We start from the raw sequence: 21,891 nt of genomic DNA on the forward strand, positions 1-21,891 counted from the left end.
GGCCGGGGGACCGCCCCGGCCGCTACAAGTGGATCGCGCTGACCAACACCAGCCTCGGAATGTTCATGGCGACCGTGGACGCCTCGATCGTGATCATCTCGATGCCCGCGATCTTCCGCGGCATCCACCTGGACCCCTTCGCGCCGGGGAACATCAGCTATCTGCTGTGGATGATCATGGGCTATCTGCTGGTCACCGCGGTGCTGGTGGTGACGCTCGGCCGGCTGGGCGACATCGTCGGCCGGGTCCGCATCTACAACCTCGGCTTCGTCGTCTTCACCCTGGCCTCGATCGCGCTGTCCTTCGACCCGTTCGACGGCGCCCACGGCGCGCTGTGGCTGATCGGCTGGCGGGTCGTCCAGGCGCTGGGCGGCTCGATGCTGATGGCGAACTCGGCGGCGATCCTCACCGACGCCTTCCCTGCCCATCAGCGCGGTATGGCGCTGGGCATCAATCAGATCTCGGCGCTGTCCGGGCAGTTCATCGGCCTGGTGCTCGGCGGGCTGCTCTCCGCGTGGGACTGGCGTGCGGTGTTCTGGGTGAACGTGCCCGTCGGGATCTTCGGCACCATCTGGGCGTACCGCTCGCTGCGGGAGATCTCGGAGCGCCAGCCGGCCCGGATCGACTGGTGGGGCAATCTGACCTTCGCCCTGGGCTGCGGGCTGCTGCTGGTGTCGATCACCTACGGCATCCAGCCGTACGGCCACGACACCATGGGCTGGCTGAGCCCCAAGGTGCTGACCGGGCTCGGCCTCGGGGCGCTGCTGCTGGTGGCCTTCATCGTCATCGAGACACGGGTGGCGCAGCCGATGTTCTATCTCGGGCTCTTCCGCAACCGGCACTTCGCGGCCGGGAACGCGGCCTCGCTGCTGGCCTCGATCGCCCGCGGCGGGTTGCAGTTCATGCTGATCATCTGGCTCCAGGGCATCTGGCTGCCGCTGCACGGGTACAACTTCGACGACGCGCCGCTGTGGGCCGGCATCTTCCTGCTGCCGCTCACCGCGGGTTTCCTGATCTCCGGGCCGCTGTCGGGCTATCTGTCCGACCGGCTCGGGGTGCGGTACTTCACCACCGGCGGGCTGCTGCTGTTCGGCGCGAGCTTCGTGGGGCTGCTCCTGCTGCCGATCACCTTCCCGTACTGGGCGTTCGCGCTGCTCATCATGGCCAACGGGATGGGGTCGGGGATGTTCTCGGCGCCGAACACCTCGTCGATCATGAGCAGCGTCCCGGCCTCCTACCGGGGAGCGGCCTCGGGGATGCGGTCCACCTTCCAGAACTCCGGGATGGCGCTGTCGATCGGCGTCTTCTTCTCGCTGCTGATCGCGGGCCTCGCCAACCGGCTGCCGGGCACGCTCTACGCGGGGCTGCGGGCGCAGGGCGTACCGCCGGACATCGCCCACCACGCGGCGGAGCTACCGCCGGTCTCGACGGTGTTCTCGGCGTTCCTCGGGGTGAACCCGGTGCAGACGCTGCTCGGGCCGAGCGGGGTGCTCGACCGGTTGCCCGCGCACAACCGGGCGGTGCTGACCGGCAAGGAGTTCTTCCCGCATCTGATCTCCTCGCCCTTCCACCACGGCCTGGTGATCGTCTTCGCGACGGCCACGGGGATGGCGCTGCTGGCTGCCACGGCGTCCGCGCTGCGGGGGACGCCTGGGGAGGATCTGGAGGAGGGGAAGGGCTGAGGCGGGAGCGGGTCTGGGCGCGGCGGGCGTCGCGCGGCGCGCGGACGGATTCCGGCGCCGGTCGGGGGCGGGCCGGGTCGGCGCCGGGCCTGCGTACGCCCGCCGGGCCGGTTGGCGGGAGCGGGTCTGGACGCGGCGCGCGGCGCGCGGGTTTCGGCGCCGGGCCGCGGCGGGGCCCGGTGGGTCCGGACGGCGCCGGGCCTGTGTACGCCGCCTCGCCCGGCCGGTTAACGGGAGCGGGTCGGCGCGCGAGGCGCGACGGGCCCGGCGCGGGCGGGTTTCGTTACAGCGGTCCGGCGCCGTACCGGTCCGGCGGCTGCGCACACAGGCCGGGCCCCGCCCCCGACCGCCGGACGGCGGCCCCGCGGCCGACCTCAGCCCTCCCGCTCGGGAAATTCGGGAAATTCGGGGAAGCGCATGCCCGCCAGCCGGTCCGGGTCGGCGAGGATGTGGATCTGCTTGATCAGGCCGTCCCGCACGGTGAACGCCATCAGCGCCACCGGGTTGCCGCCGGGCGCCGTGACGATGCCCGCCGCGCCGTTGATCAGCACCGGCCGGCCGTACGCCGCGGCGGCCGAGTACATCAGCGCCGACTCCGCCACCGCACGGGCGCCGCGGATCTCCTTCGAGACGCCGGGCAGGCCCGCGCCGGCGTCCGCGCGCAGCACCACGTCGGGGTCGAGTACGGCGACCAGCGCGTCGAAGTCGCCTCCGCGCGAGGCCGCGAGGAAGGCGTCCACGACCACCCGCTGCCGCCGCAGATCGGGGTCGGGCGCGGCGTCCGCGCCGCGCACCCGGCGCCGGGCCCGGCTGGCGAGCTGCCGGGCGGCCGCCGGGGTACGGCCGACGACGGGCGCGATGTCGTCGAACGGCACGTGGAACATGTCGTGCAGCACGAACGCCAGCCGTTCGGCGGGCCCGAGGGTGTCGAGGACGACGAGCAGCGCGAGCCCGACGGAGTCGGCGAGCAGCGCCTGCTGCTCGGGGTCGGACCCGGCCGCCCCGCTCACCACGGGGTCCGGTACGTGCGTGTCCAACGGTTCCTCGCGCCGGGAGGTGCGCGAGCGCAGGATGTCGAGGCAGACCCGCGCGGTGACGGTGGTCAGCCAGCCGCCGAGGTTGTCCACTCCGGCCGCGCCCGTACGGTTCAGCCGCAGCCACGCCTCCTGCACGGCGTCGTCGGCCTCGCTCAGCGAGCCGAGCATCCGATAGCCGACCGCCCGCAGGTGCGCGCGGTGCTCCTCGAAGCGGTCGACCAACGTCTCGGCGTCCGGCCGGCCGCCGCCCGAGGAGACGCCCGAGTCATCACGGGGAAAGTCCATCAACGCGTTCACACCCCCCTGACGTCCCGCCCGCGCCGAATGTGACACGTCCCGCGGTCCTCCACGACCCGATTCTCTCCGCCCGCCCCACGCAGGCACGCGCACGGCTCCCGAACCGACGCCCACCCGACGGCAGGGCTGAGTCAGCGTCGACCGGCGTCACCCCGGGGCGAGGCCGTCGGGGGCACGGATTCGTAGCGTGCGGCATTCTGTCCGCCCGCCCCCGCATCCCCCACCCGGGCGCGCGCACGGCCCCCGAACCGGCGCGCCCACCCCACGGCGGGTGAGTCGGCGTCGACCGGCGTCACCCGGGGCGACGCCGTCGGGGGCACGGATTCGTAGCGCGCGGCATTCTGTCCGCCCGCCCCCGCATCCCCCACGCGGGCACGCGCACGGCCCCCGAACCGGCGCGCCCACCCCACGGCGGGTGAGTCGGCGTCGACCGGCGTCACCCCGGATGTCACACCGCGGGGTGACGCCGTCGGGGGCGGGGATTCGTAGCGTCGAATTCGTCAACACCGCAGGTGGTGGGCCGTTCGCTCGCCGCCGCACCCCGTCCGGAGGAGACATCCGTGCTTGAGGCCCTGGCCGTCGTCGCGATCGTGGTCTACGTCATCGGCCGTCAGCTGCGCGGCGGCCCGCTGCGGGGCAAGCGGGTGATCCGGCTGCCGCTGCTCCTGGTGGTCGTCGGGCTCTTCACCCTCGGCAAGCACGGCCCGGTCGGCGCGGCCGATGTCGTCTGCCTGGCCGCCGGCGCGGTGATCGCCGCCGCGATCGGCGCCGGGCAGGGCTCGGTGATCCGGCTCGAAGAGCGCGACGGCGGGCTGTGGGGCCGGATGCCGGTCTACGGGCTGTGGCTGTGGGGCGCGCTGATCGCCTCGCGGATCGTGATGGCGCTGCTCGCGGGCTCGATGGACGCCCATGTGGCGGCCTCGACTGCGCCGATCGTGCTGATGCTGGGGGTCAACCGGCTCGGCCAGGCCGCGATGATCACCCGCCGGGCGCACAGCGCGGGCATCGCCTTCGCCCCGGAGAAGGACGGCTCGGTGTTCCCGGCCGGACGGACCCGTTGACGGCGCCGCGGCCGGACGTCAGAGACGGACCGGCGACCCCGCCCCGCGTACGACCCGAACCGGCATGTCCGGCACCGCCGACAACCGCCGTCCCGTGTCCCACCGCGGCGGCGGACGTCGGAGGCGGACCGGCGACCCGCGTACGACCCGAACCGGCACGTCCGGCACCGCCGACAACCGCCGTCCCGTGTCCCACCGCGGCGGCGGAAGAAGGGGGCACACGCCGACACTCCCCTTCGTCCCCGCTACCCGGGGCAGCCACGCCCGCCACAGCGCGAGCCGTCCCCGTCCGCCGCGACGGCGGGACGACAGACGGCGCGAACCGGCGGCGCCGGCCCCCGTTGCCCGCAGGGCAGCGCCCATCACGGTCCGGCCCCGCGTCCGGCGGTTATCGTGCTGTCGTGCCGCGCATGGTGTCCTGGCTGATCAGGGCGGGGGTCTTCGCGCTGGTCGGCGTCCAGGTCCTCACCGTGGCGCCGGGCGGCCCGGTCGCGCTGCCCGTGACCGTCGCCGGGTACGCGCTGAGCGGGCTGCTGATGGCGCTCTGGGCGGTGCTGGATCTGCGGCGGGGCGCGGGGCCGTACTCGCGGTGGCTGCCGTACGCGCTCGGCGGGGTGATGGTCGCCTCCGGCGCCGTGGCGATGCTGCCGGACACGGGCAGCATGATCGCGCTCACGTTGATGGCGGCGATGTACGCGGGAAACCGGACCCCGCTGCCCGCCGCCTGGGCGCTGTTCGGTGCCGCTCTGCCGGTCATGGTGGTGAGCGCCGTGCTCGGCGGCGTGGACCGGGCCACCGCGTTCGGCTTCCCCCTGCTGCTCGCCGTGATCATGCTGGCGGGCCGCAACCGCCGCTCCTACCGCGCACAGGCCGAGCAGGCCGCGGCGATGCTCGCGCAGGTCGAGCAGTTGCGCGAGCAGCAGCGGCAGGTCGCCGTGCTCGACGAACGCACCCGGATCGCCCGCGAGATCCACGACGTGCTCGCCCACTCGCTGGGCGCGCTGGGCATCCAGATCCAGGCCGCCCGCGCGCTGCTGACCGACGGCGGGGAGGGGCCGGACGTCGAGCGGGCGGTGGGCGTACTGTCCGTGGCGCAGCGCATCGCGTCGGACGGGCTGACCGAGACCCGCCGGGCGGTGCACGCGCTGCGTACGGACACCCCGCCGCTGGACGAGGAGTTGGCCCGGATGACGGCCACGCACGAACAGCGTCACGGCTCGCCGGTGACGCTGACCGTCGAGGGCGCGGCCGTACCGCTGCCCCCGGAACAGACGCTGGCCCTGGTGCGTACGGCCCAGGAGTCGCTGACCAACTCCGCCAAGCACGCGCCGCACCGGCCCGTGACCCTCACCCTGCGCTACGCGGACGACGGCGTGACGCTGACCGTCTCCAACCCGCCGGGCACCGCCGGGGCCGGGGCGGGCGGCTTCGCCACAGTGGACGGCGGTTACGGCCTGACCGGGATGCGCGAGCGGCTGCTGCTGCTCGGCGGCACTCTCGCGGCGGGGGTACGGGACGGGCGCTGGGTCGTCACCGCGCGGGTGCCGAAGTGAGCGCGCCGGAACGGCCGTTGCGGGTCGTGGTGGCCGACGACCAGGCGACCGTACGGGAGGGCCTGGTCCTCATGCTCGACCTGATGCCGGACATCGACGTGGTCGGCTCGGCCGCGGACGGGCAGCAGGCGCTCGATCAGGTGGCCGAGCACCGCCCGGACGCGATCCTGCTCGATCTGCACATGCCGGTGATGGACGGGATCGAGGCGACGCGGCGGCTCACCGCCGACCACCCCGAGGTCGCGATCGTCGTCCTGACGACGTACGCGGACGACCGTTCGGTGCTGGACACGCTGCGGGCGGGGGCACGCAGCTACCTCACGAAGGACGCCGACCGCCGGCACATCGCGCAGACGCTGCGCGGGGCCGTCGCGGGGCTGACCGTGCTCGACCCGCAGGTGCAGGCGACGCTGCTGGCCGCGACGCTCCCGGCGCCCGCGCCGGCGGCCGCCGAGCCGCCGGACGGGCTCACCCGGCGCGAGGCGGAGATCCTCACGCTCATCGCGCGGGGGATGACGAACGCGGAGATCGCCGCGGAGCTCTTCCTCAGCGGCAACACGGTCAAGACGCACATCAACCGGATCTTCGCCAAGACCGGCTCGCGCGACCGCGCCGCCGCCACGCGCTACGCGGGTCGGCACGGCCTGGTCTGACGGGGGCCTGCTGCGCGCCCTGCCGTACGGGCCCCCATCGGGCCGCCCCGGCAAAGGAGCGGACGGCTCCCTGGGGGAGCCGTCCGTGTGGGGGTGCGCCGAGTGGGGATCAGCGGGCGGTACGCCGCCTCATCAGGCCCATCCCCATGGTGGCCAGCCCAAGCAGGCACGCCACACCTCCAACGATCGCGTTGTTCGTGATCGTCTTGTGCGTGTCGAAGTGCCCCGCGATCACCCACGGCGCGATGATCGTCCACACACCGATCCCGATGGCGACCCAGCCCAGCCCGTGGGTCCGCTCCAGCACGGAGCCGAAGCCCATGGCCAGGACCGCCAGCGCGATTCCGGTGATCAGATTGCTCATCCGCAGCGGGGCGAGTGACTGGAAGCCCACCACCCACGGCGAGATCGCCAGGTACAGACCGGTCAGCAGGCACAGCCCCTCGACCAGTCCCGCCACCGGCTTCGCGGAGATGGCCGCGTACCGGTCGCGCATGGCCACGATGTCCGGGTGGCTGTCCATCTGAGCCGTCTGCGTCGTCTTCGTCGTCTGGGTGTTGGGTGTCCTCGGAGAATTTGATGCATCGGTGGCCATGTAAGCCACCTCCCTCGCAAGTGCAGTTGCAGTCGCTTCTACAGCAGGATGTCCTTCGGTTCTCCATTCCGAAGCTGCCGCATCCTTACTCAGCGTAAAACTCCTGACTGCCAGGCTGCCACCCGAGCGGGTGACGTTTTGGGATGATCTCGGCGGTAAAGGGGGTCAGGCGCCGGCCGCGACCCGCCCGGCCCCGGGCTCAGGACCCTGCGCGACGGCCACCCCGGACTCCCCGACGGCCTCAGCGACCTGAGCGGCCCGAACACTCTGCTCGGCCGCCCGCGGCGCCGCGTCCAGCAGCGCGGCGGCGGCCTCGCGGGCCGTACTGGCGGCGGACGGGTCGCGGTCCATCCGGGCGGAGAGCAGCGAGCCGTCGTAGAGCAGGTGCAACTGCCGGGCCAGCCCCTCCGGATCGGCGACGCCCGCCTCGGCGGAGAGGTCGGTGAGGAGCGTACGGATCCACGCCCGGTAGTCGTCCGCCGCGTGCTCGACGACCCCGCCGCGCGGCGACTCGGCGCTCGCGGCGACGAACGCGCAGCCGTTGAACTCCGGCGCGGTGAAGATCTCGCCCTGGGCGTCGAAGATGCCCAGCAGGCGCTCGCGCGGGGTGCGGAAGCGGGTCAGGGCCCGGGTGATACGGTCCCGGGTGCGCTCGTGGCGGGACGCCAGATAGGCGCTGACCAGGCCCTCTTTGTTGCCGAAGGTGTTGTACAGCGAGGCCTTGGCGACCCCGGCGTGCTCGATGATGCGATCGATGCCGACGGTGTGGACGCCCTCGCGGTAGAACAGCTCGTTGGCGGACGCGAGCAGGCGCTCACGCGCGCTCGGCTTGGCCGCGGTACCGGTCGCCATCACCCTCACCCTCTCGTCCCAGACAGGTCTGTCTATTCTACCGTTCGGCCCGGCGCCGGGTCCATCCAGCGGCCCGGACCGCGGCCGCTCACGCCTCTGTCACGGCCCGGGGCGCGCGGCCCCCGAACAGCAGCCCGGCCAGCGCGGCGCCCGCGAGCACGATCACCGCGGCGCCGTACTCCCGCGCGGTGTCCAGCAGCCCGCCGCCGTCCACCACCAGCACCCCGCCGATCACCGCGGGCACGCCCATGCCCAGGTACGACACGACGTACAGCAGCGACAGCACCCCGGACCGCTCATGCGCCCTGACCTGCGGGATCACCAGCCGTATCCCGCCCTGGAAGCCGGCGCCGAAGCCGAATCCGGCCACCGCGCTGCCGGCGAAGAAGCCGATCTCCGCGCCGGTGCCGCCCTCCCCCGAGCCGATCGCGAGCAGGGTGACGGCCACGCCCACGATGAGGGTGACGACGCCGAGGACCATGACCGTACGGGCCGGCACCGCGCGCAGCAGCAGGACCGACAGGGCCGCGGACCCGGCCAGGACGAACAGGCCCAGCCCGCCGTACACCACCGAGTGGGAGTGGGTCAGCCGGGCGGTGAGGGCCGGGCCGAGCGAACCGTAGAACCCGGCGAGCGCCCACACGGCGAACAGCACGGGAGCCGCGACGGCCACCGAGGCGCGGGCCGAGCGGGGCAGCTTGATCTCCGGGGTCATGCTGGCCAGCGCGCCCGGCTTGCGGGTCGCCGTCTCGGGCAGCAGGACCAGGCCGACCGCCTGGAGCGCGAAGACGCCGAGCAGCGCCAGATAGATCAGGTGGGTCGGGGCGGGCAGGAACCGCACGACGAGTCCGGAGGCCAGCGCGCCGGTGGCGGTGCCGGTCGCGGGGGCGAAGGAGTTGGCCAGGGCGCCCTTGACCCGGTCGATGTCGAGCATTCCCGCGCCGATCGCGCCGATCGCGGCGCCGGTGGAGACCCCCTGGACGACCCGGGCGACCATCAGCGCCGAGACGCTTCCCGCCGTGGCGAAGACGACCATGGCCGCGATCTGCCCGGCCAGCGCCGTGAAGAGCACCGGGCGGCGGCCGACGTGGTCCGAGATCTTGCCGAAGGTCAGCAGCGCGGCCAGGACGGCGAGCGCGTAGACGCCGAAGACCACGGTCGTGGTGATGGGCGAGAAGCCCCACTTCTGCTGGTACACCGCGTAGAGCGGCGTCGGGGCGCTGGAGGCGGCCAGCAGCGAGACGATGATCGACGCGAGCAGGACGAGCGAGGCGGTCGCGCCGAGCCCCCGACGCCCGGACCCCTGCCGCCCGGACCCCTGCCGCCCGAGCCCCCGTCCCCCGAGCCCTCGTCGCCGCCCGGCTCCGGGCGGTGCCGACCGCTCCCCGCCCGGCGCCCCCGCCGTGACGGCCGTCTTCCGCTGCAACGCCGTGGTGCTGGTCATGGTCCTGCTCCCTGGTCGCGCGAAGGCCACCCGGTGGCCCAGCAGTAGACCGAGCTGTCTATTGCACTCGCCGACCATAGACAGACCTGTCTATCCACGTCAAGTGTGAGCACGGACACCCAGCTGGAGCCGGTGGAGAGCAACCGCCTCGGCACGTCCAGCGCGACCCCACCAGACCGCACTGTCTACCGGACGGATTCACCCCCCTATTCGGTACGAAGGGGGGAAGTCGGGAGTGACGGCGTGACTACAGTGGCTGGGATGGAATTGGCGACGTGGGGTGAGGCGACCGGCCAGGGGTGGGCTCAGGTCGGGGAATTGGGGCTGGCGTTCGTGCTGTCGGCCGCCATCGGGATGGAACGCGAGGTGCGGCAGAAGAGCGCCGGGCTGCGGACGCACACCCTGGTGGGCGTCGGGGCCGCGCTGATCATGCTGGTGTCGAAGTACGGCTTCTCCGACGTGCTCGGCGGCCACACCGTGCTCGACCCGTCGCGGGTGGCCGCGCAGATCGTCTCCGGCATCGGCTTCATCGGCGGCGGGCTGATCTTCGTCCGGCAGGACGTGGTGCGCGGGCTGACCACGGCGGCCGTGGTGTGGATCACCGCGGCGGTCGGGATGGCGGCCGGGGCCGGGCTGCCGGTGCTCGCGCTGGTGGTGACCGCCGGGCACTTCCTGATCGTGCTGGGCTTCGCGCCGCTGGCCGCGCGTATCCCGGGCTCGACCCGCGCCCCGGCCTGGCTGCGGATCGACTACGACGACGGGCGCGGGGTGCTGCGTACCGCGCTGAGTTCCTGCACCGCCATGGGCTTCAACGTGATCGACCTGTCCGCGGAGCACGAGCACGCGCCCGAGCAGCGCGGCACGGTCACCGTCCATCTCACCGTGCAGGGCCCGCGCCCGGTGGTCGAGTTGGCCACCGCGCTGTCCGAGATCGACGGTGTGCACCGGGTCAGTACCACCCAGGACAACACGATCGAGTGACAGCGCGGCGGCCGGCGGGGCCGGGTGACCGGAGAGGCCCCCGTCAGAGGTCGAGCCAGCGCATCCCCGGGTTGCCGCGCTGGGCCCGGCGCCACTGTTCGAGCGCGTCCGCGCCCGCCGCGAGCACTTCGGGCTCATCGGCGTCGAAGGCTTCCAGGGAGTCCAGGTCGTCCGGTACGCCCGTACCGTCCGGCGGCGCCGTGTCGGAGAGCAACTGGCCCTGGACCAGCTCCCGGTAGACCTCGTTGTCGGCGAGCAGTTCATGGTGGGTGCCGCTGCCCGCGATCCGGCCGCCGGACAGCACGATGATCTGATCGGCCTCGACCACCGTGGACAGCCGGTGCGCGACCGTGACGACCGTGCACTGCGGGCCCGCGACACTGCGTACGGTGTCGCGCATCGCCAGTTCGTTGAGCGCGTCGAGCTGCGAGGTGGCCTCGTCGAGCAGCAGGACACGGGGGGCGCCGAGCAGCGCGCGGGCGATGGCGATCCGCTGACGCTCACCGCCCGACATCAGCACGCCGGCGTCGCCGACGTCGGTGTCCAGTCCGTCCGGGAGCCGTTCGACCAGGCCGGTCAGCCCGACCCTGGCCACCACGGCGGCCACCTCGGCGTCGTCGGCGTCCGGGCAGGCGTAGCGGATGTTCGCGCCGACCGTGCCGGCCAGCACGGGTGTCTCCTGCTCGACGTAGGCGATCATCCGGCGCAGTCCGTTGAGCGGGACCTCGGTCACATCGAGCCCGTCGACCAGCACCCGGCCGGCGTCCGCCTCGTAGAAGCGCTCGACCAGGGCCAGCACGGTGGACTTGCCCGCGCCCGAGGGACCGACGATCGCGGTGTGGCTGCCGGGCGCGATCCGGAGGCTGACGCCGTTGAGTATCCGGCGCTCCAGATAGCCGAACTCGACGCCCTCGAAGACGATTTCGGCGGCGCCGCCGTGGCCCGCGGTGTGCGCCACGGTCTCCGGTTCACGCGCGGGCGCGCCGATCTCCTGCTCCAGCGGGAGGTTGAGGATCTCGTTGACCCGGTTGAAGGAGACCAGACCGCGCTGGAGGTCCGACATCAGCTGCCCGACGCTCACCAGCGGCACCGCCAGCGTCGTCAAGTACAGCAGGAAGGTGATCAGTTGGGAGATCGTCAGATGCCCGGTGGCCACCTGCCCGCCGCCCAGACCGAGGACGACCAGGAAGGAACCGTGGACGCCGAGGGTGATCGCGGGGGTGATCTGCGACTGGATCAGGGAGAGTTTCAGCCCGCCCGCGTACGCGCTCTGGGCCTGCTCCTCGATCTCGCGCAGTTCGCGGTCCTCGGCACGGCTCGCCTTGACCGTGCGGATCGCCCGCAGCGCGCGGTCCAGGACGGCGATCAGCCGGCCGATACTCGCCTGCGTCTGCATCGCGGCCGGCTTGACCCGCGGCAGGATGGTGAAGACCACGCCGAAACTGACCGCCATGGTGGCCGCGGTGACGCCGAGCAGCGTCACGTCCACCATGCCCATCAGCACCAGCGAGGCGACCAGCGTGATGGCCCCGGTGATCGCGGCGACCGGGCCCGACGTGACGATGGACCGCAGCAGCATGGTGTCGCCGCTGGCCCGGGAGAGCAGATCGCCCGAACGCCGCTGGTCGTGCTCGGCGATCCGCAGATAGAGCAGATGCGCGCCGAGCCGGATGCGCAGATCGCGGACGACCGCCTCACCGGTCCGGCTGAGCACATAGCCGCCGACCCCGGTCAGCACCGCGCCGACCACGAAGATCGCCACGAGCAGCAGAATGATCCAGCGGATCTGCCGCCCGCCCACGACCGCGTCCAACAGCCGCCCGGTGACCAGGGGTTGGGCCAGGGTCGCGGCGTCGGCGACCAGTACCAGAAGGAACGCGCCGAACAGCGCGGCCCTGCGCTCGGCCGCGAAGCGCAGCAGACCGCGCACCCCCGGCTCGTACGAGGGCTGCGCGCCGCGCGCGGTTGTCGAGGGGTGTACGGCCATGGGGGTGTGCCGTCCTTTCCCGCATGCCCAGAGGGCGGCGGAGCAGGCTGCTCCGCCGCCCCCGGGGTCGAGGTCAGTACTCGGTGGGCCAGAGCATCTGGCCCTGATCGAACGTGAGGGTCATCTTGCGGGTGGTGTCCGGCAGGTACTTGACCACGCAGAACACGGTCGGACGGTCGTCGGCGAACCGGGACCGCTGGATCACCACGCCCTCCGGCGGGGCGATCCCGCGTGCGGCCAGCGCCTCGGGGTTGAGCAGCACCGTCCGCACGAACAGGGTCTTCGCCTCCAGCGTGGGGAGTTCGTTCATCTCCGCCAGGACCGCCTGGAATCCCGGGGTGCGCGCATAGGTGTAGATGTCCATGAGCGCGTCGAGCATCCAGGCCCGCTTGGTCTCCAGATCGACGTCGTCGATCGACACCGTCCCGGCCGCCGTGTCCGCCGTCATCCGATACCGCCCTCCTCCACCGGAAAGCTGTTGCCGTGGTCGAACGTGATGGTGATGCGTTTCCACTGCGCGCCTTCGGGCAGGGCCTGGCTGACGCAGAAAACTGTCGGCCGTTGGTCGCCGAACTCCGAGCGCTGGATACGGATGCCCTCCGGCGGCGTCAGGCCCCGGCGGGCCAGTTCCTCCGAGTTGAGCAGGACGCTACGGACGAAGTGCGACTTCTCCTCGAAGGACATCGCCGCCATCTCGCCGTAGAACATCCGCTGGAACGGCTCGGACGCGGTGTACCGCCCGATCGCGGCCAGCCCCTCGGCCATCCACCGGGACAGCTCGGGGTGCACCCCGCTGGCCAGCAGATCGCCTTCGTCCTCCGCGTCGACCAGCGTCAGGGGCCCGGCGGTCACGCGGCCGGAGAGGAGCCGTAGGAGACGCAGACGATCTCCCCGACCGACACGCACAGGGTGGGGGCGGTGGAGATCGGCGCGGTGGTCGTCGTGTTGGAGTGGGCGAGCACGTCCTCGGCGGACAGCGCGCCGGCCGTCGGCGGCTCGAACCAGCGCGGGCTGATGCGCAGCGCCTCGGGGATCTCCAGGCCGCGCTCACGCAGGGCCTCCGGGGTCAGCCGCGCCGCGGTGGCCTCGAAGCGGTCGTCCACGGGCAGGGCGTTGATCTCGGCGGCGAGCGCGAGGTACTCGGGGCTCGTCACGACCCGGATGAGCTGCTCACTGGCGTCGCGTACGGCCTCGGGACTCAGGTCCTCGTTCATGTGCGTCCTCCCGGACTTCCGTTGGACTTGCGTCTGCTGGACTTCCCGCCACCCGGCGCCGGAGCGACCGGGGGCTGCTGGTGAACGAAGCTAGGAGTCGCCGGTTCAGGAGCGGTATCGCACAGGTATACGGACGAACAGTGCGCACGCCAGGATGGGTTGGCGGGCTGCGGCTTACCGGAAATGAACCGGCGGCAAGCCGACGTGAAAGTACGGTCGGCCATGCTCGCGGCATGCATCTGGCGGAGTACCTGGCGCTGCGGCCGGTTCCGGCGGCGGGCGTCGTCCTGTCGCTGACAGGGCGCTGCACCTTGCGCTGCGCGCACTGCTCGACGGACTCCACGGGGGCGGGTACGGACCTTCCGGCGGGTGAACTGGTCCGCTTCGCGGCGGGGTTCGGGTCCCGGGCGGCCGGGCGCGACGCCGTCGGCGTATGTGCTCCGGCGGGTGCCCGGGCTTCCGACAACGCGCCCGTGCCGCCTGTGCCGCCCGCCGTCGCCCTGCTCACCGGGGGCGAACCGCTGCTGCGGCCCCGCCTGGTCCGTGAACTGGCCGACCTCTGCCGGGAGTCCGGCACCGCCACTTTTCTGCTCACCGGCATGTTCTACGCCCGGGCCGCCCGCGTACCGGCCCCCGTCGCCGCCGCGCTCGACGCGGTCGACCATGTGTCGGCCAGCCTGGACCGCTTCCACGAGGCCGAGGTGCCCAGGGAGGCGGTCTTCCGCGCGCTGCGGGAGCTGCTGGACCGGGGCAAGGACGTCAGCCTCCATCTGCTGGCCTCGGACGGCGACGACCCCTACCCGGACGAGACGGCGGCCGCGGTGCGGCGCGAGTTCGGCGACCGGGTTCCCATGCTGGTCGGGCGGCTGGCCCCGGTGGGCCGGGCCCGTACGCTGCTGTTCGCCGCACGGGGGCGAACGCCGGACCTGCCCGCTCCGGCCTCCGACGCCGGGCCCTGCGCGATGGCCGCGTGGCCCGTCGTCGGACCGGACGGCACGGTCACCGCGTGCTGCAACCAGGACGTGCTCGATCTGCGGCCGGTGCCCCCGCACCTCCTGCTCGGGCACGTCGGGCGCGACGACTGGTCGGAGATCCGCTCCCGTACGCTCGGCTCCCCCGCGCTGCGGGCGATTCGCACCCTCGGCGCCGGGTCCTGCGCCCGCTGCCGCGAACTGCGCGGTACGGAGCCGCGGACCGACGCGCTGGCGGCCGTACTGGAGGGCCCGGTACGGCAGTTGCAGGCACGCGCGGGGGCGGCCGGGTTCGCCCGGCGGTACGGGTCGGCCCGTCACGCCGACCTCGTTCTGCTCGGCGCCGCCGCCGACCCGGGGGCGGCGCCGTGCGCCGGCTGACGCTGGACGAGGTGGCGGCCGCGCGTGAGGAGCGCGGCCGCGCGGCGCTGCTCTACCTCACCGACCGCTGCCCGGTCGGCTGCGCGCACTGCTCGGTCGACGCGCGGCCGCTGGGGCCGCGGATCACCGACTGGGAACGGTTCGAGCAGGTGCTCGACCTGCTGTGCGCGGAGGAACCGCTGTCCGTGGTGGGCGTGTCCGGCGGGGAGCCCTTCGTCGAGCGCCGAGGTCTGACGCTGGCCGCGCGGCGGCTCACCGACGCGGGCAAGCACCTTGTGCCGTACACCAGCGGGAACTGGGCCGCGTCCGGGCGGGTTCCGGCGTGGATACGGGAGGTGCTGCGGCTCAGCGCGTGTCTGGTGCTCAGCACGGACAGCTTCCACGCCGCCCGGCTGCCCTCGGCCGCGTTCGTGAACGCGGCGCGGACGGCGGCGGAGGAAGGCGTCTGGATCGGCTGCCAGGTCCTCGCGGACGGCGGACAGCCGGACGCGGCCCGCCGGTTGCTCCACGAGGCCCTCGGCCCGAACTGGCCCTCCTACGCGGAGATCAAACCCGTCCCCCTGCTCCCCTACGGCCGCGCCGCCACCCCCGACCCCGCGCCGACGGCCTCCCGGCCCGCGACCGGGTCTCGGCTCGCGCCGAACTCCCGGCCCGGGACGACGGCCTCGCGGCCGACAGCGACCAACCCGTGGTCACCGAACGCGACTCTGCCGTCGGCAGAGGAGAACTCCCGGCCCGGCGGGGACGACTCGCCACTCACGGCGGGCAACACGGCTTCCACGAAAGCGGATTCGCAACCCGAAGAATCCAACCCGCGCCCCGCGACCCAGGCGCCCCCACGAGCCGCCGCGACCGGCTCACCCTCAACGACGGGGGCCTCGCCGTCCGGGGCCGACTCACCCGGCGCCGTAACCGGCTCATCGCCCGCGGCGGCGAACTCGCGGGGCGCCGCGACCGACTCCCGGTTTACGGCAACAGACTCGCTGCCCGAGGCGGAGAACTCCCGGCCCGTCGGGGCCGACTCGGCGGCGGCGACGGGTGGTTCGCCTTCCGAGGGCGGGCTCGGGGTGGGGCGGTGTGGGGTGGCCGGGGCGCCGGTTGTGCGGTACGACGGGCGGATCGCGGTCTGCTGCAACGAGGTCGTGGCGGCCGGCGGCGGGCCTGCGGGGCTGCGCCGCGACAGCCGCGAGCCCGACGTGCTCGCCCGGCTCGCGGCCGACCCGTACCTCACCGTCCTCGGCGGCCCCGGCGCGGCCGCGCTGACCGCCCTGCCCGCGTACCGCGACCTCGCAGACCATCCGCGCACGGACCTGTGCGCGCTGTGCTGGCGGATGGCCGCCCGCCCCCCGGCCGGGCCCGCCCTGCGCGCCCTGGCCCTGCTGACCGCCGGTACGGCGGGCCCGTCCCGGTCACGGCCAGGCGCGGGGAGCGCGTCGTGACCGGGCGGGCGGCGGCCCTGCGGGGCAAGACCGGCGTGGCGATGCCGGCGCTGCTGGGGGCCACCCGCCGGGTGTGGCGCGGCGACCGCCCGGCCGAGCGGTACGCCGAGTACCTGTGCCTGATGCATGCCGTGGTCCGCGCGAGCGTCCCGCTGATGACCGCGGCCGCCGCCCGCTGCGACGAACTGGCGGGGCAGGACCCCGTGGCCGGACCGCTCGCCGCCTACCTGCGTGAGCACTGCGTCGAGGAACGCGACCACGACGCCTGGCTGCTGGCCGACCTGGCGGCGATCGGCCGGGACCCGGCCGAGCCGGTCCGGCGCGTACCGCCGCCCGTCGTCGCGGAGTTGGTCGGCGCGCAGTACTACTGGCTGCTCCACCACCACCCGGTGGGCCTGCTCGGCTACATCGCCGTGCTGGAGGAGCAGCCGGGACCGCCGGAGCTGCCGGACCGGCTGGCCGCGCGTACCGGTCTGCCCCCGGAGGGCTTCCGTACGCTGCGCGCGCACGTCGCCGAGGACCCGGCGCACCGCGCGCGGCTGGACGAGGTGCTGGACGCCCTGCCGCTGGCGCCCGACCACGAGGCGCTGGTGGCCCTCAGCGCGCTGCACACCGTTTCGGCCGCGACGCGGCTCTTCGCTTGGCTGGCGGACCGCCGGCCGATGGGGGTGGACGCCCATGCCGTATGACAGCGCACCGAACGATCCGCGGGACCCGCGCGAACAGCGGGACCCGGCACCGGCCCGGGACCAGCGGGACCCGCACGACCCGAATCCGGCCCGGGACCAGCGGGACCCGGAACCGGCCTGGGACCCGCACGACCCGGACACCCCGGACCGGGTCCACCCGCTGGACGCCCTCGCCGACGCGGGCTTCCCCGTCGCCGGCATGCCCCCGGAGCAGCGTGCCGTTCTCGCGGCCCTCACGCCCGCCGAGACCGACGTGCTGCTGGAGATCAAGCGGCGGCTGGACGACTCCGAGCCGGAGGTGCTGGCGCACGAAGCGGGCCTCATCGGCGGCCTGTTCTTCTGACCGGGAGGTTGCGATGAGCGACACCGCACGCTGCCCGCACTGCTCCGCCGCCGTCCCGGAGCAGGCCCGCTTCTGCCCGTACTGCGGCGCCGAGACCGCGCACGACCCGGCGTCGGACGCGCCCGAGGCCCGCAAGCTGGTCACCGTCGTCTTCTGCGACCTGACCGGCTCCACCGAGCTGTCCGGGCGGCTGGACGCGGAGGCCCTGCGGGCGGTCACCCTGCGGTACTTCGCGGTGATGCGCGAACGCCTTGAGCGGCACGGCGGCACCGTCGAGAAGTTCATCGGCGACGCGGTGATGGCCGTCTTCGGCGTGCCCGTGCTGCACGAGGACGACGCCCAGCGCGCGGTCCGGGCCGCGCTGGAGATGCTCACCGCGCTCGACCGGCTCAACGAGGAGCTGGAGCGCGACCACGGCGTCCGCCTCAACGTCCGTATCGGCATCAACACCGGTGAGGTCGTGGCGACCGGCGACCCCTTCGCCCGCCAGGTGCTGGTCTCCGGCGAGGTGGTCAATGTCGCCGCCCGGCTGGAGCAGAACGCGCGTCCCGGCGAGATCCTGATCGGCCCGCAGACCTACCGGGCCGTGCACCGCCTGGTGGTGACCGAGGTGGTCGGCCCGCTGCGGCTCAAGGGCAAGGCCGACACGGTGACCGGGCGCCGGCTGCTCGACCTGCGCGGCGACGACCCGGCCGTGCTGCGCCGCTTCGACTCGCCGTTCGTCGGCCGCGCGGACGAGCTGCGCGAGGTGCGGCTGATCGCCGAGCGGGCGGTACGCGGACGGCAGGTCCAGCTGCTGACCCTCTTCGGCGACGCGGGCATCGGCAAGACCCGGCTGGCCAGGCACTGGCTGGCGCAGGCGTCGGCCGAGGGCATGCTGGTGGGCTCCGGCCGCTGCCGCCCGTACGGGGAGGGCGGTTCGCTGCTGGCCCTCGCGGACGCGGTACGGCCGCTGGCGGACGCCGTGGGCCGGGCCGACGGGCCCGGACACCCGGACGCGGCCGAGGCATTGGCGGTGCTGCGCGGCGGGCTGCTGTTGGACGGCGCGCCGAGCCCGTCGCTGGAGGACACCTGCTGGGCGGTGACCTGGCTGCTGGAGGCGGCCGGCCGGGACCGCCCGCTCGCGCTGGTGCTCGACGACTGCCACTGGGCGTCCCCGGTGCTGTACGACGTGGTGGACCACATCGTCGCGGAGGTGCGGGACACCCCGGTGGTCGTGCTGTGCACCGCGCGGCCCGAAATGCTCGACCGGCGGCCCGGCTGGGGCGGCGGGGTGCTCAACGCGAGCGCCACCGTCGTACCGCCGCTGACGCCGGACGAAGTACGGCTGCTCGCGGGCCACTTGACCGGCGGGGCACGGCGGGAGGTGGTCGCGCACGCCTCGGAGGGGGCCGACGCGCTGCTGGACCGGGCCGAGGGCAATCCGCTGTATCTGGAGCAACTGCTCGCCATGGTGGGCGAGTCCGGGCCGGGGGACGGCGAATCCGGGACGGCGGACGGTGTCTGCCCGCCGGACACGCTTCCGCCGACGATGCACGCGCTGCTCGCCGCCCGGATCGAGGCGCTGGAGCCGGGCCAGCGGGCCACCCTGGACGTCGCGGCGGTCGCCGGGCGGGACTTCACCCTGGACGAGGTGGGGGCCGTGCTCGGCGCGAGCGCCCACCCCGCGCGGGCCGCGGAGGTCGAGCCCGCCGTGCACGCGCTGGTCCGCCGCCGCCTGGTCGAGCCGTCGCGCACCGCGGCCCGCCGCCGGGGCACCCCGTACCGCTTCGCGAGCGCGCTGATCCGCGAGGTGGCGTACGGCGGGATGGCCAAGCGGACCAGGGCCGAGCGGCACGAACGGCTCGCCGACCATCTGCTGGCCCGCGGCGCCGACGACGAGACGGTCGGCGCCCATCTGGAGCGGGCCCACCGGCTGCGTACCGAACTCGGGCCCCACGACACGGCGTTGGAGCCGCTGCGGCAGGCCGCCGCCCGGCATCTGGGCGCCGCGGGCCTCACCGCGGCCGACCGCTGCGACCTGATCCGGGCCGCCGATCTGCTGGAGCGGGCGGTCCATCTGCACGGCCGGGGCAGCCCGGAGGGCCTGCCCGCCGCCCAGCGGCTCGGCGAGGTGCTGTGCGGGCTCGGCCGCGCGGAGGAGGGCCGTACGCTGATCGCCACCGTCCACACGGACGCGACGGCCGCGGGTGAGCGCCGGATCGCCGCGCACGCCCGGCTCCATCTGGCCTGCACCGACCCGGCGGGCGACTTCGCGGCCTCGGTACGGGCGGCCACCGGGACCGCGCCGGTCTTCGAGGCGTACGGCGACCATCTGGGCCTGGCCCGGGTGACATTGCGGCTGGGCCAGCACGAGCAGGTGCAGGGCCGGTTCGCGGCCAGCCGTACGCACCTCGAACAGGCCCTGGCGCACGCGGACTCGGCGGGCGCGGGCACCGAGACCGCCAACGCCCTGGGCGCGCTGGCCATCGCGCTGTGGCTCGGCCCGACCCCGGCCGCCGAGGCGGTCGTCCGCTGCCGGGCGCTGCTGGACGCGCACGCCGACCGGCGGGCGGTACGGGCGGCGGTCCACTACCCGCTGGCCGTACTGCACGCGCTGCGCGGGGAGTTCGAGCCCGCGCGGGCCGGACTGGCCGTCGCCGAGCCGATCATGCGCGATCTGGGCCTGGGCCACGCGCAGGCGTTCACCGCGCTGTTCACCGCGTCCGTGGACCTGCTGGCCGGCCGGCTCGGCGACGCGGAGACCCGGCTGCGGGAGTCCCGTACGGCCGCCCAGCGGCTCGGCGACAGCGCGCTGACCGCCACCGCGGCCCGCAACCTCACCCGGGTGCTGCTGATGCGCGGCCGCTACGACGAGGCCGCCCGGGAGATCGAGGCCGTCACCGCGGAGCCGTCCTCGCCGGTGGACGCGGCCGAGACCGACGGCGTACGGGCCAGGATCCTGGCCGAACGCGGCGACGGCGAGCAGGGGTTGCGGCTGGCCGACCGCGCGGTGGCCGCCGCCGCGCGCACCGACTGTCCGGCCGGGCTCGGCACCGCCCGGCTCGACCGGGCCCGGGTGCTGGCCTCGCTCGGCCGGGGCGGGGAGGCCGCGGCGGCGGCGCGGGCCGCCCGCGCGGAGTTCCTGCGCAAGGACCATCAGGTCGGCCGCGGTTGGGCCGACGCCTTCCTCGACGGGTTGGAGTGACACCGTGACCGGTACAGCCGACGCCGCTCGTACCGCCCAGGCGCGTACGGGCACCTCGCTGACCTGGAGCCTGCTCACCCAGGAGCGCGGCACCGCGGAGGTCCCCGCCGCGTGGGGCGGGGAGGTCACGCCCGAGTGGGCCTGGGGCGGATCGACCGGCCGGGGGGTGCGGGTCTGCGTCGTGGACAGCGGGGTCGAGGCGGAGCATCCGATGATCGGCCCGGTGGACGGCTCCTGGGTGGTCGCCCCAGTGAACGGCTCGATCCGGGTGACCGAGACCGCGCCCGTCGACGTCTGCGGGCACGGCTCGGCGTGCGCGGGCATCATCCGCTCGCTCGCGCCCGAGTGCGAGATCCACAGTGTGCGGGTGCTCGGCGAGAGTTTCGGCGGCACCGGGGACGTCTTCGTGGCGGGGCTGCGGTGGGCGGTGGAGCAGGGCTTCGACGTGATCAATCTGAGCCTGTCCACCTCCCGGCCCAAGTTCACCGCGCCGCTGCGGGAGGTCGCCGACGACGCGTTCTTCCGGCGCAGCGTGATCGTCGCGTCGGCGCACAACATGCGGGTGGAGAGCTTCCCCTGGCGGTTCTCCTCGGTGATCTCGGTCGGCAGCCACGACGTGGACGACCCGGATCTGGTGCTCTACAACCCGTCCCCGCCGGTGGAGTTCTTCGCGCAGGGACAGAACGTCGAGGTCGCGTGGCTGGGCGGCGCGCGGACCCGTAACACCGGCAACAGCTTCGCGACCCCGCGGATCTCCGGCCTGTGCGCGCTGATCCTCGCCAAGCATCCGCGGGTCACCGCCTTCCAGCTCAAGAACATCCTTTATCTGACCGCAGCGAACGTCCGAGGAGAGTCATGACCCACAGCAACGAGCTGCTGGCGGCGGTGTCGGCGGCGATGGCGGATTCCGGCGCGGAGAGCCGCAGGCTGCTCCAGTCCGTGGTCGACGCCGCGCGCGCGATCTTCGGGGCGCAGGCCAGCTCCATCTTCCTGCTGGACGAGGAGAGCGGCGAGCTGGTCTTCGAGGCGGTCGCCGGGCAGGGTGAGGAGTGGCTGGTCGGGCAGCGCTTCCCGCGCGACCGGGGGATCGCGGGGTGGGTGGCGAGCAGCGGCGAGGCGATGGTGGTCGACGACCTGTCGGCCAGCGCCTCCTTCGCCCGGGACATCGCCGAGTCCACCCGGTACGTGCCGCGTTCGCTGATGGCGGTGCCGCTGAGCTACGACGACCAGGTGCTCGGCGTGCTCGAAGTGCTGGACGCGAGCCCGCAGGCGCGGTCCGGGCTGGCCGAGTTGGAGCTGCTGGGGCTGTTCGCCAACCAGGCCGGGGTGGCGCTGCGGATCGTCTCGCGGACCCGGGCGGTACGCGGCGCGCTGGTCGGCGCGGGCGAGGACTTCAGCGAACTGGTCGGCCTGGTGCAGACGTTGCAGCGGCTGGACGGCGACCGCAGGGAGTCCGGCTTCCGGCTGATCGACTCCCTGCGCGACGTCCTGAGCCCGACGGCGCCCTGACCGCGCCCTGACCGCG

20 protein-coding genes are annotated in these 21,891 nt (G+C 73.9%); 12 read left to right on the forward strand and 8 right to left on the reverse strand.

Going from position 1 to position 21,891, the window contains the following annotated elements:
- The first annotated feature begins 59 nt into the window (after positions 1–59).
- A complete protein-coding gene (locus OHA30_RS13695; RefSeq protein WP_328917855.1) occupies positions 60–1,682 on the forward strand; it encodes an MFS transporter in 1,623 nt (540 codons plus the stop codon).
- Positions 1,683–2,056: 374 nt separating this feature from the next.
- On the opposite strand, the gene OHA30_RS13700 is transcribed toward OHA30_RS13695, so the two are convergent.
- On the reverse strand, positions 2,057–3,004 hold the full coding sequence (locus OHA30_RS13700; RefSeq protein WP_328914113.1) for a sigma-70 family RNA polymerase sigma factor: 948 nt from the start codon (positions 3,002–3,004) through the stop codon (positions 2,057–2,059).
- A 572-nt stretch (positions 3,005–3,576) separates the two neighbouring features.
- On the opposite strand from OHA30_RS13700, the gene OHA30_RS13705 reads away from it, so the two are divergent.
- From OHA30_RS13705 to OHA30_RS13715, 3 genes are all read left to right on the forward strand, one after another.
- Positions 3,577–4,077 carry a hypothetical protein gene (locus OHA30_RS13705; protein WP_328914114.1) on the forward strand — a complete coding sequence of 167 codons (501 nt, stop codon included), beginning with the start codon at positions 3,577–3,579 and terminating at the stop codon, positions 4,075–4,077.
- Between the two features lie 410 nt (positions 4,078–4,487).
- Positions 4,488–5,630, forward strand: a complete 1,143-nt coding sequence (locus OHA30_RS13710) for a sensor histidine kinase (RefSeq protein ID WP_328917856.1) — start codon at positions 4,488–4,490, stop codon at positions 5,628–5,630.
- A complete protein-coding gene (locus OHA30_RS13715) occupies positions 5,627–6,283 on the forward strand; it encodes a response regulator transcription factor (protein WP_328914115.1) in 657 nt (218 codons plus the stop codon). The genes OHA30_RS13710 and OHA30_RS13715 overlap by 4 nt, the downstream gene beginning before the upstream one ends.
- Before the next feature lie 109 nt (positions 6,284–6,392).
- Here OHA30_RS13715 and OHA30_RS13720 read toward each other — a convergent pair whose 3' ends face one another.
- The 3 genes from OHA30_RS13720 to OHA30_RS13730 all read right to left on the reverse strand — a co-directional run bounded on the left by OHA30_RS13720 (position 6,393) and on the right by OHA30_RS13730 (position 9,174).
- Positions 6,393–6,878, reverse strand: coding sequence for an SPW repeat protein (locus OHA30_RS13720; RefSeq protein WP_328914116.1), 486 nt, complete (start codon positions 6,876–6,878; stop codon positions 6,393–6,395).
- Positions 6,879–7,043: 165 nt separating this feature from the next.
- Positions 7,044–7,730, reverse strand: coding sequence for a TetR/AcrR family transcriptional regulator (locus OHA30_RS13725; protein ID WP_328914117.1), 687 nt, complete (start codon positions 7,728–7,730; stop codon positions 7,044–7,046).
- A gap of 88 nt (positions 7,731–7,818) precedes the next feature.
- A complete protein-coding gene (locus OHA30_RS13730) occupies positions 7,819–9,174 on the reverse strand; it encodes an MFS transporter (protein ID WP_328914118.1) in 1,356 nt (451 codons plus the stop codon).
- Between the two features lie 261 nt (positions 9,175–9,435).
- On the opposite strand from OHA30_RS13730, the gene OHA30_RS13735 reads away from it, so the two are divergent.
- Complete coding sequence (locus OHA30_RS13735) at positions 9,436–10,155, forward strand: MgtC/SapB family protein (protein WP_328914119.1); 720 nt, start codon at positions 9,436–9,438, stop codon at positions 10,153–10,155.
- 43 nt (positions 10,156–10,198) lie between these two features.
- Here the strand turns inward: OHA30_RS13735 and OHA30_RS13740 are convergent, their stop codons facing one another.
- The 4 genes from OHA30_RS13740 to OHA30_RS13755 form a co-directional block, all read right to left on the reverse strand.
- Positions 10,199–12,142, reverse strand: a complete 1,944-nt coding sequence (locus tag OHA30_RS13740) for an ABC transporter ATP-binding protein (RefSeq protein WP_328914120.1) — start codon at positions 12,140–12,142, stop codon at positions 10,199–10,201.
- 73 nt (positions 12,143–12,215) lie between these two features.
- A complete protein-coding gene (locus OHA30_RS13745; protein WP_328914121.1) occupies positions 12,216–12,590 on the reverse strand; it encodes a hypothetical protein in 375 nt (124 codons plus the stop codon).
- Positions 12,587–12,994 (reverse strand): hypothetical protein, encoded by a 408-nt coding sequence (locus OHA30_RS13750; RefSeq protein ID WP_328914122.1) that lies wholly within the window; start codon positions 12,992–12,994, stop codon positions 12,587–12,589. Before OHA30_RS13750 ends, OHA30_RS13745 begins: the two co-directional genes overlap by 4 nt.
- Positions 12,991–13,356: a hypothetical protein gene (locus OHA30_RS13755; RefSeq protein ID WP_328914123.1), complete on the reverse strand. Its 366-nt coding sequence runs from the start codon at positions 13,354–13,356 to the stop codon at positions 12,991–12,993. Before OHA30_RS13755 ends, OHA30_RS13750 begins: the two co-directional genes overlap by 4 nt.
- Before the next feature lie 233 nt (positions 13,357–13,589).
- Here OHA30_RS13755 and OHA30_RS13760 point away from each other — a divergent pair, with 233 nt between their 5' ends.
- From OHA30_RS13760 to OHA30_RS13790, 7 genes are read left to right on the forward strand one after another with little or no spacing between them, the layout of a single operon-like run.
- Entirely contained in the window at positions 13,590–14,708 is a 1,119-nt protein-coding gene (locus OHA30_RS13760; RefSeq protein WP_328914124.1) for a radical SAM/SPASM domain-containing protein, read from the forward strand.
- Positions 14,696–16,147: a radical SAM protein gene (locus OHA30_RS13765; protein ID WP_328914125.1), complete on the forward strand. Its 1,452-nt coding sequence runs from the start codon at positions 14,696–14,698 to the stop codon at positions 16,145–16,147. The genes OHA30_RS13760 and OHA30_RS13765 overlap by 13 nt, the downstream gene beginning before the upstream one ends.
- A gap of 41 nt (positions 16,148–16,188) precedes the next feature.
- Complete coding sequence (locus OHA30_RS13770) at positions 16,189–16,836, forward strand: iron-containing redox enzyme family protein (protein WP_405786107.1); 648 nt, start codon at positions 16,189–16,191, stop codon at positions 16,834–16,836.
- Positions 16,826–17,179, forward strand: coding sequence for an aroma-sacti cluster domain-containing protein (locus OHA30_RS13775; protein WP_328914127.1), 354 nt, complete (start codon positions 16,826–16,828; stop codon positions 17,177–17,179). The genes OHA30_RS13770 and OHA30_RS13775 overlap by 11 nt, the downstream gene beginning before the upstream one ends.
- 13 nt (positions 17,180–17,192) lie before the next feature.
- Complete coding sequence (locus OHA30_RS13780; protein WP_328914128.1) at positions 17,193–20,366, forward strand: adenylate/guanylate cyclase domain-containing protein; 3,174 nt, start codon at positions 17,193–17,195, stop codon at positions 20,364–20,366.
- Positions 20,367–20,370: 4 nt separating this feature from the next.
- Positions 20,371–21,225, forward strand: a complete 855-nt coding sequence (locus OHA30_RS13785; RefSeq protein WP_328914129.1) for a S8 family peptidase — start codon at positions 20,371–20,373, stop codon at positions 21,223–21,225.
- Entirely contained in the window at positions 21,222–21,875 is a 654-nt protein-coding gene (locus OHA30_RS13790) for a GAF domain-containing protein (protein ID WP_405785589.1), read from the forward strand. Before OHA30_RS13785 ends, OHA30_RS13790 begins: the two co-directional genes overlap by 4 nt.
- Positions 21,876–21,891 lie beyond the last annotated feature (16 nt).

Origin of the sequence: Streptomyces sp. NBC_00223 (assembly GCF_036199905.1) — a bacterium.
Classification (GTDB): Bacteria; Actinomycetota; Actinomycetes; order Streptomycetales; family Streptomycetaceae; genus Actinacidiphila.

Bases quoted from the DNA above. Each gene is read 5' to 3' on its own strand.
- OHA30_RS13695 (WP_328917855.1), top strand. From the start codon at position 60: ATGTTCATGGCGACCGTGGACGCCTCGATCGTGATCATCTCGATGCCC.
- OHA30_RS13700 (WP_328914113.1), bottom strand. From the start codon at position 3,004: ATGGACTTTCCCCGTGATGACTCGGGCGTCTCCTCGGGCGGCGGCCGG.
- OHA30_RS13710 (WP_328917856.1), top strand. From the start codon at position 4,488: ATGGTGTCCTGGCTGATCAGGGCGGGGGTCTTCGCGCTGGTCGGCGTC.
- OHA30_RS13720 (WP_328914116.1), bottom strand. From the start codon at position 6,878: ATGGCCACCGATGCATCAAATTCTCCGAGGACACCCAACACCCAGACG.
- OHA30_RS13725 (WP_328914117.1), bottom strand. From the start codon at position 7,730: ATGGCGACCGGTACCGCGGCCAAGCCGAGCGCGCGTGAGCGCCTGCTC.
- OHA30_RS13730 (WP_328914118.1), bottom strand. From the start codon at position 9,174: ATGACCAGCACCACGGCGTTGCAGCGGAAGACGGCCGTCACGGCGGGG.
- OHA30_RS13735 (WP_328914119.1), top strand. From the start codon at position 9,436: ATGGAATTGGCGACGTGGGGTGAGGCGACCGGCCAGGGGTGGGCTCAG.
- OHA30_RS13740 (WP_328914120.1), bottom strand. From the start codon at position 12,142: ATGGCCGTACACCCCTCGACAACCGCGCGCGGCGCGCAGCCCTCGTAC.
- OHA30_RS13745 (WP_328914121.1), bottom strand. From the start codon at position 12,590: ATGACGGCGGACACGGCGGCCGGGACGGTGTCGATCGACGACGTCGAT.
- OHA30_RS13755 (WP_328914123.1), bottom strand. From the start codon at position 13,356: ATGAACGAGGACCTGAGTCCCGAGGCCGTACGCGACGCCAGTGAGCAG.
- OHA30_RS13760 (WP_328914124.1), top strand. From the start codon at position 13,590: ATGCATCTGGCGGAGTACCTGGCGCTGCGGCCGGTTCCGGCGGCGGGC.
- OHA30_RS13770 (WP_405786107.1), top strand. From the start codon at position 16,189: ATGCCGGCGCTGCTGGGGGCCACCCGCCGGGTGTGGCGCGGCGACCGC.
- OHA30_RS13775 (WP_328914127.1), top strand. From the start codon at position 16,826: ATGCCGTATGACAGCGCACCGAACGATCCGCGGGACCCGCGCGAACAG.
- OHA30_RS13780 (WP_328914128.1), top strand. From the start codon at position 17,193: ATGAGCGACACCGCACGCTGCCCGCACTGCTCCGCCGCCGTCCCGGAG.
- OHA30_RS13790 (WP_405785589.1), top strand. From the start codon at position 21,222: ATGACCCACAGCAACGAGCTGCTGGCGGCGGTGTCGGCGGCGATGGCG.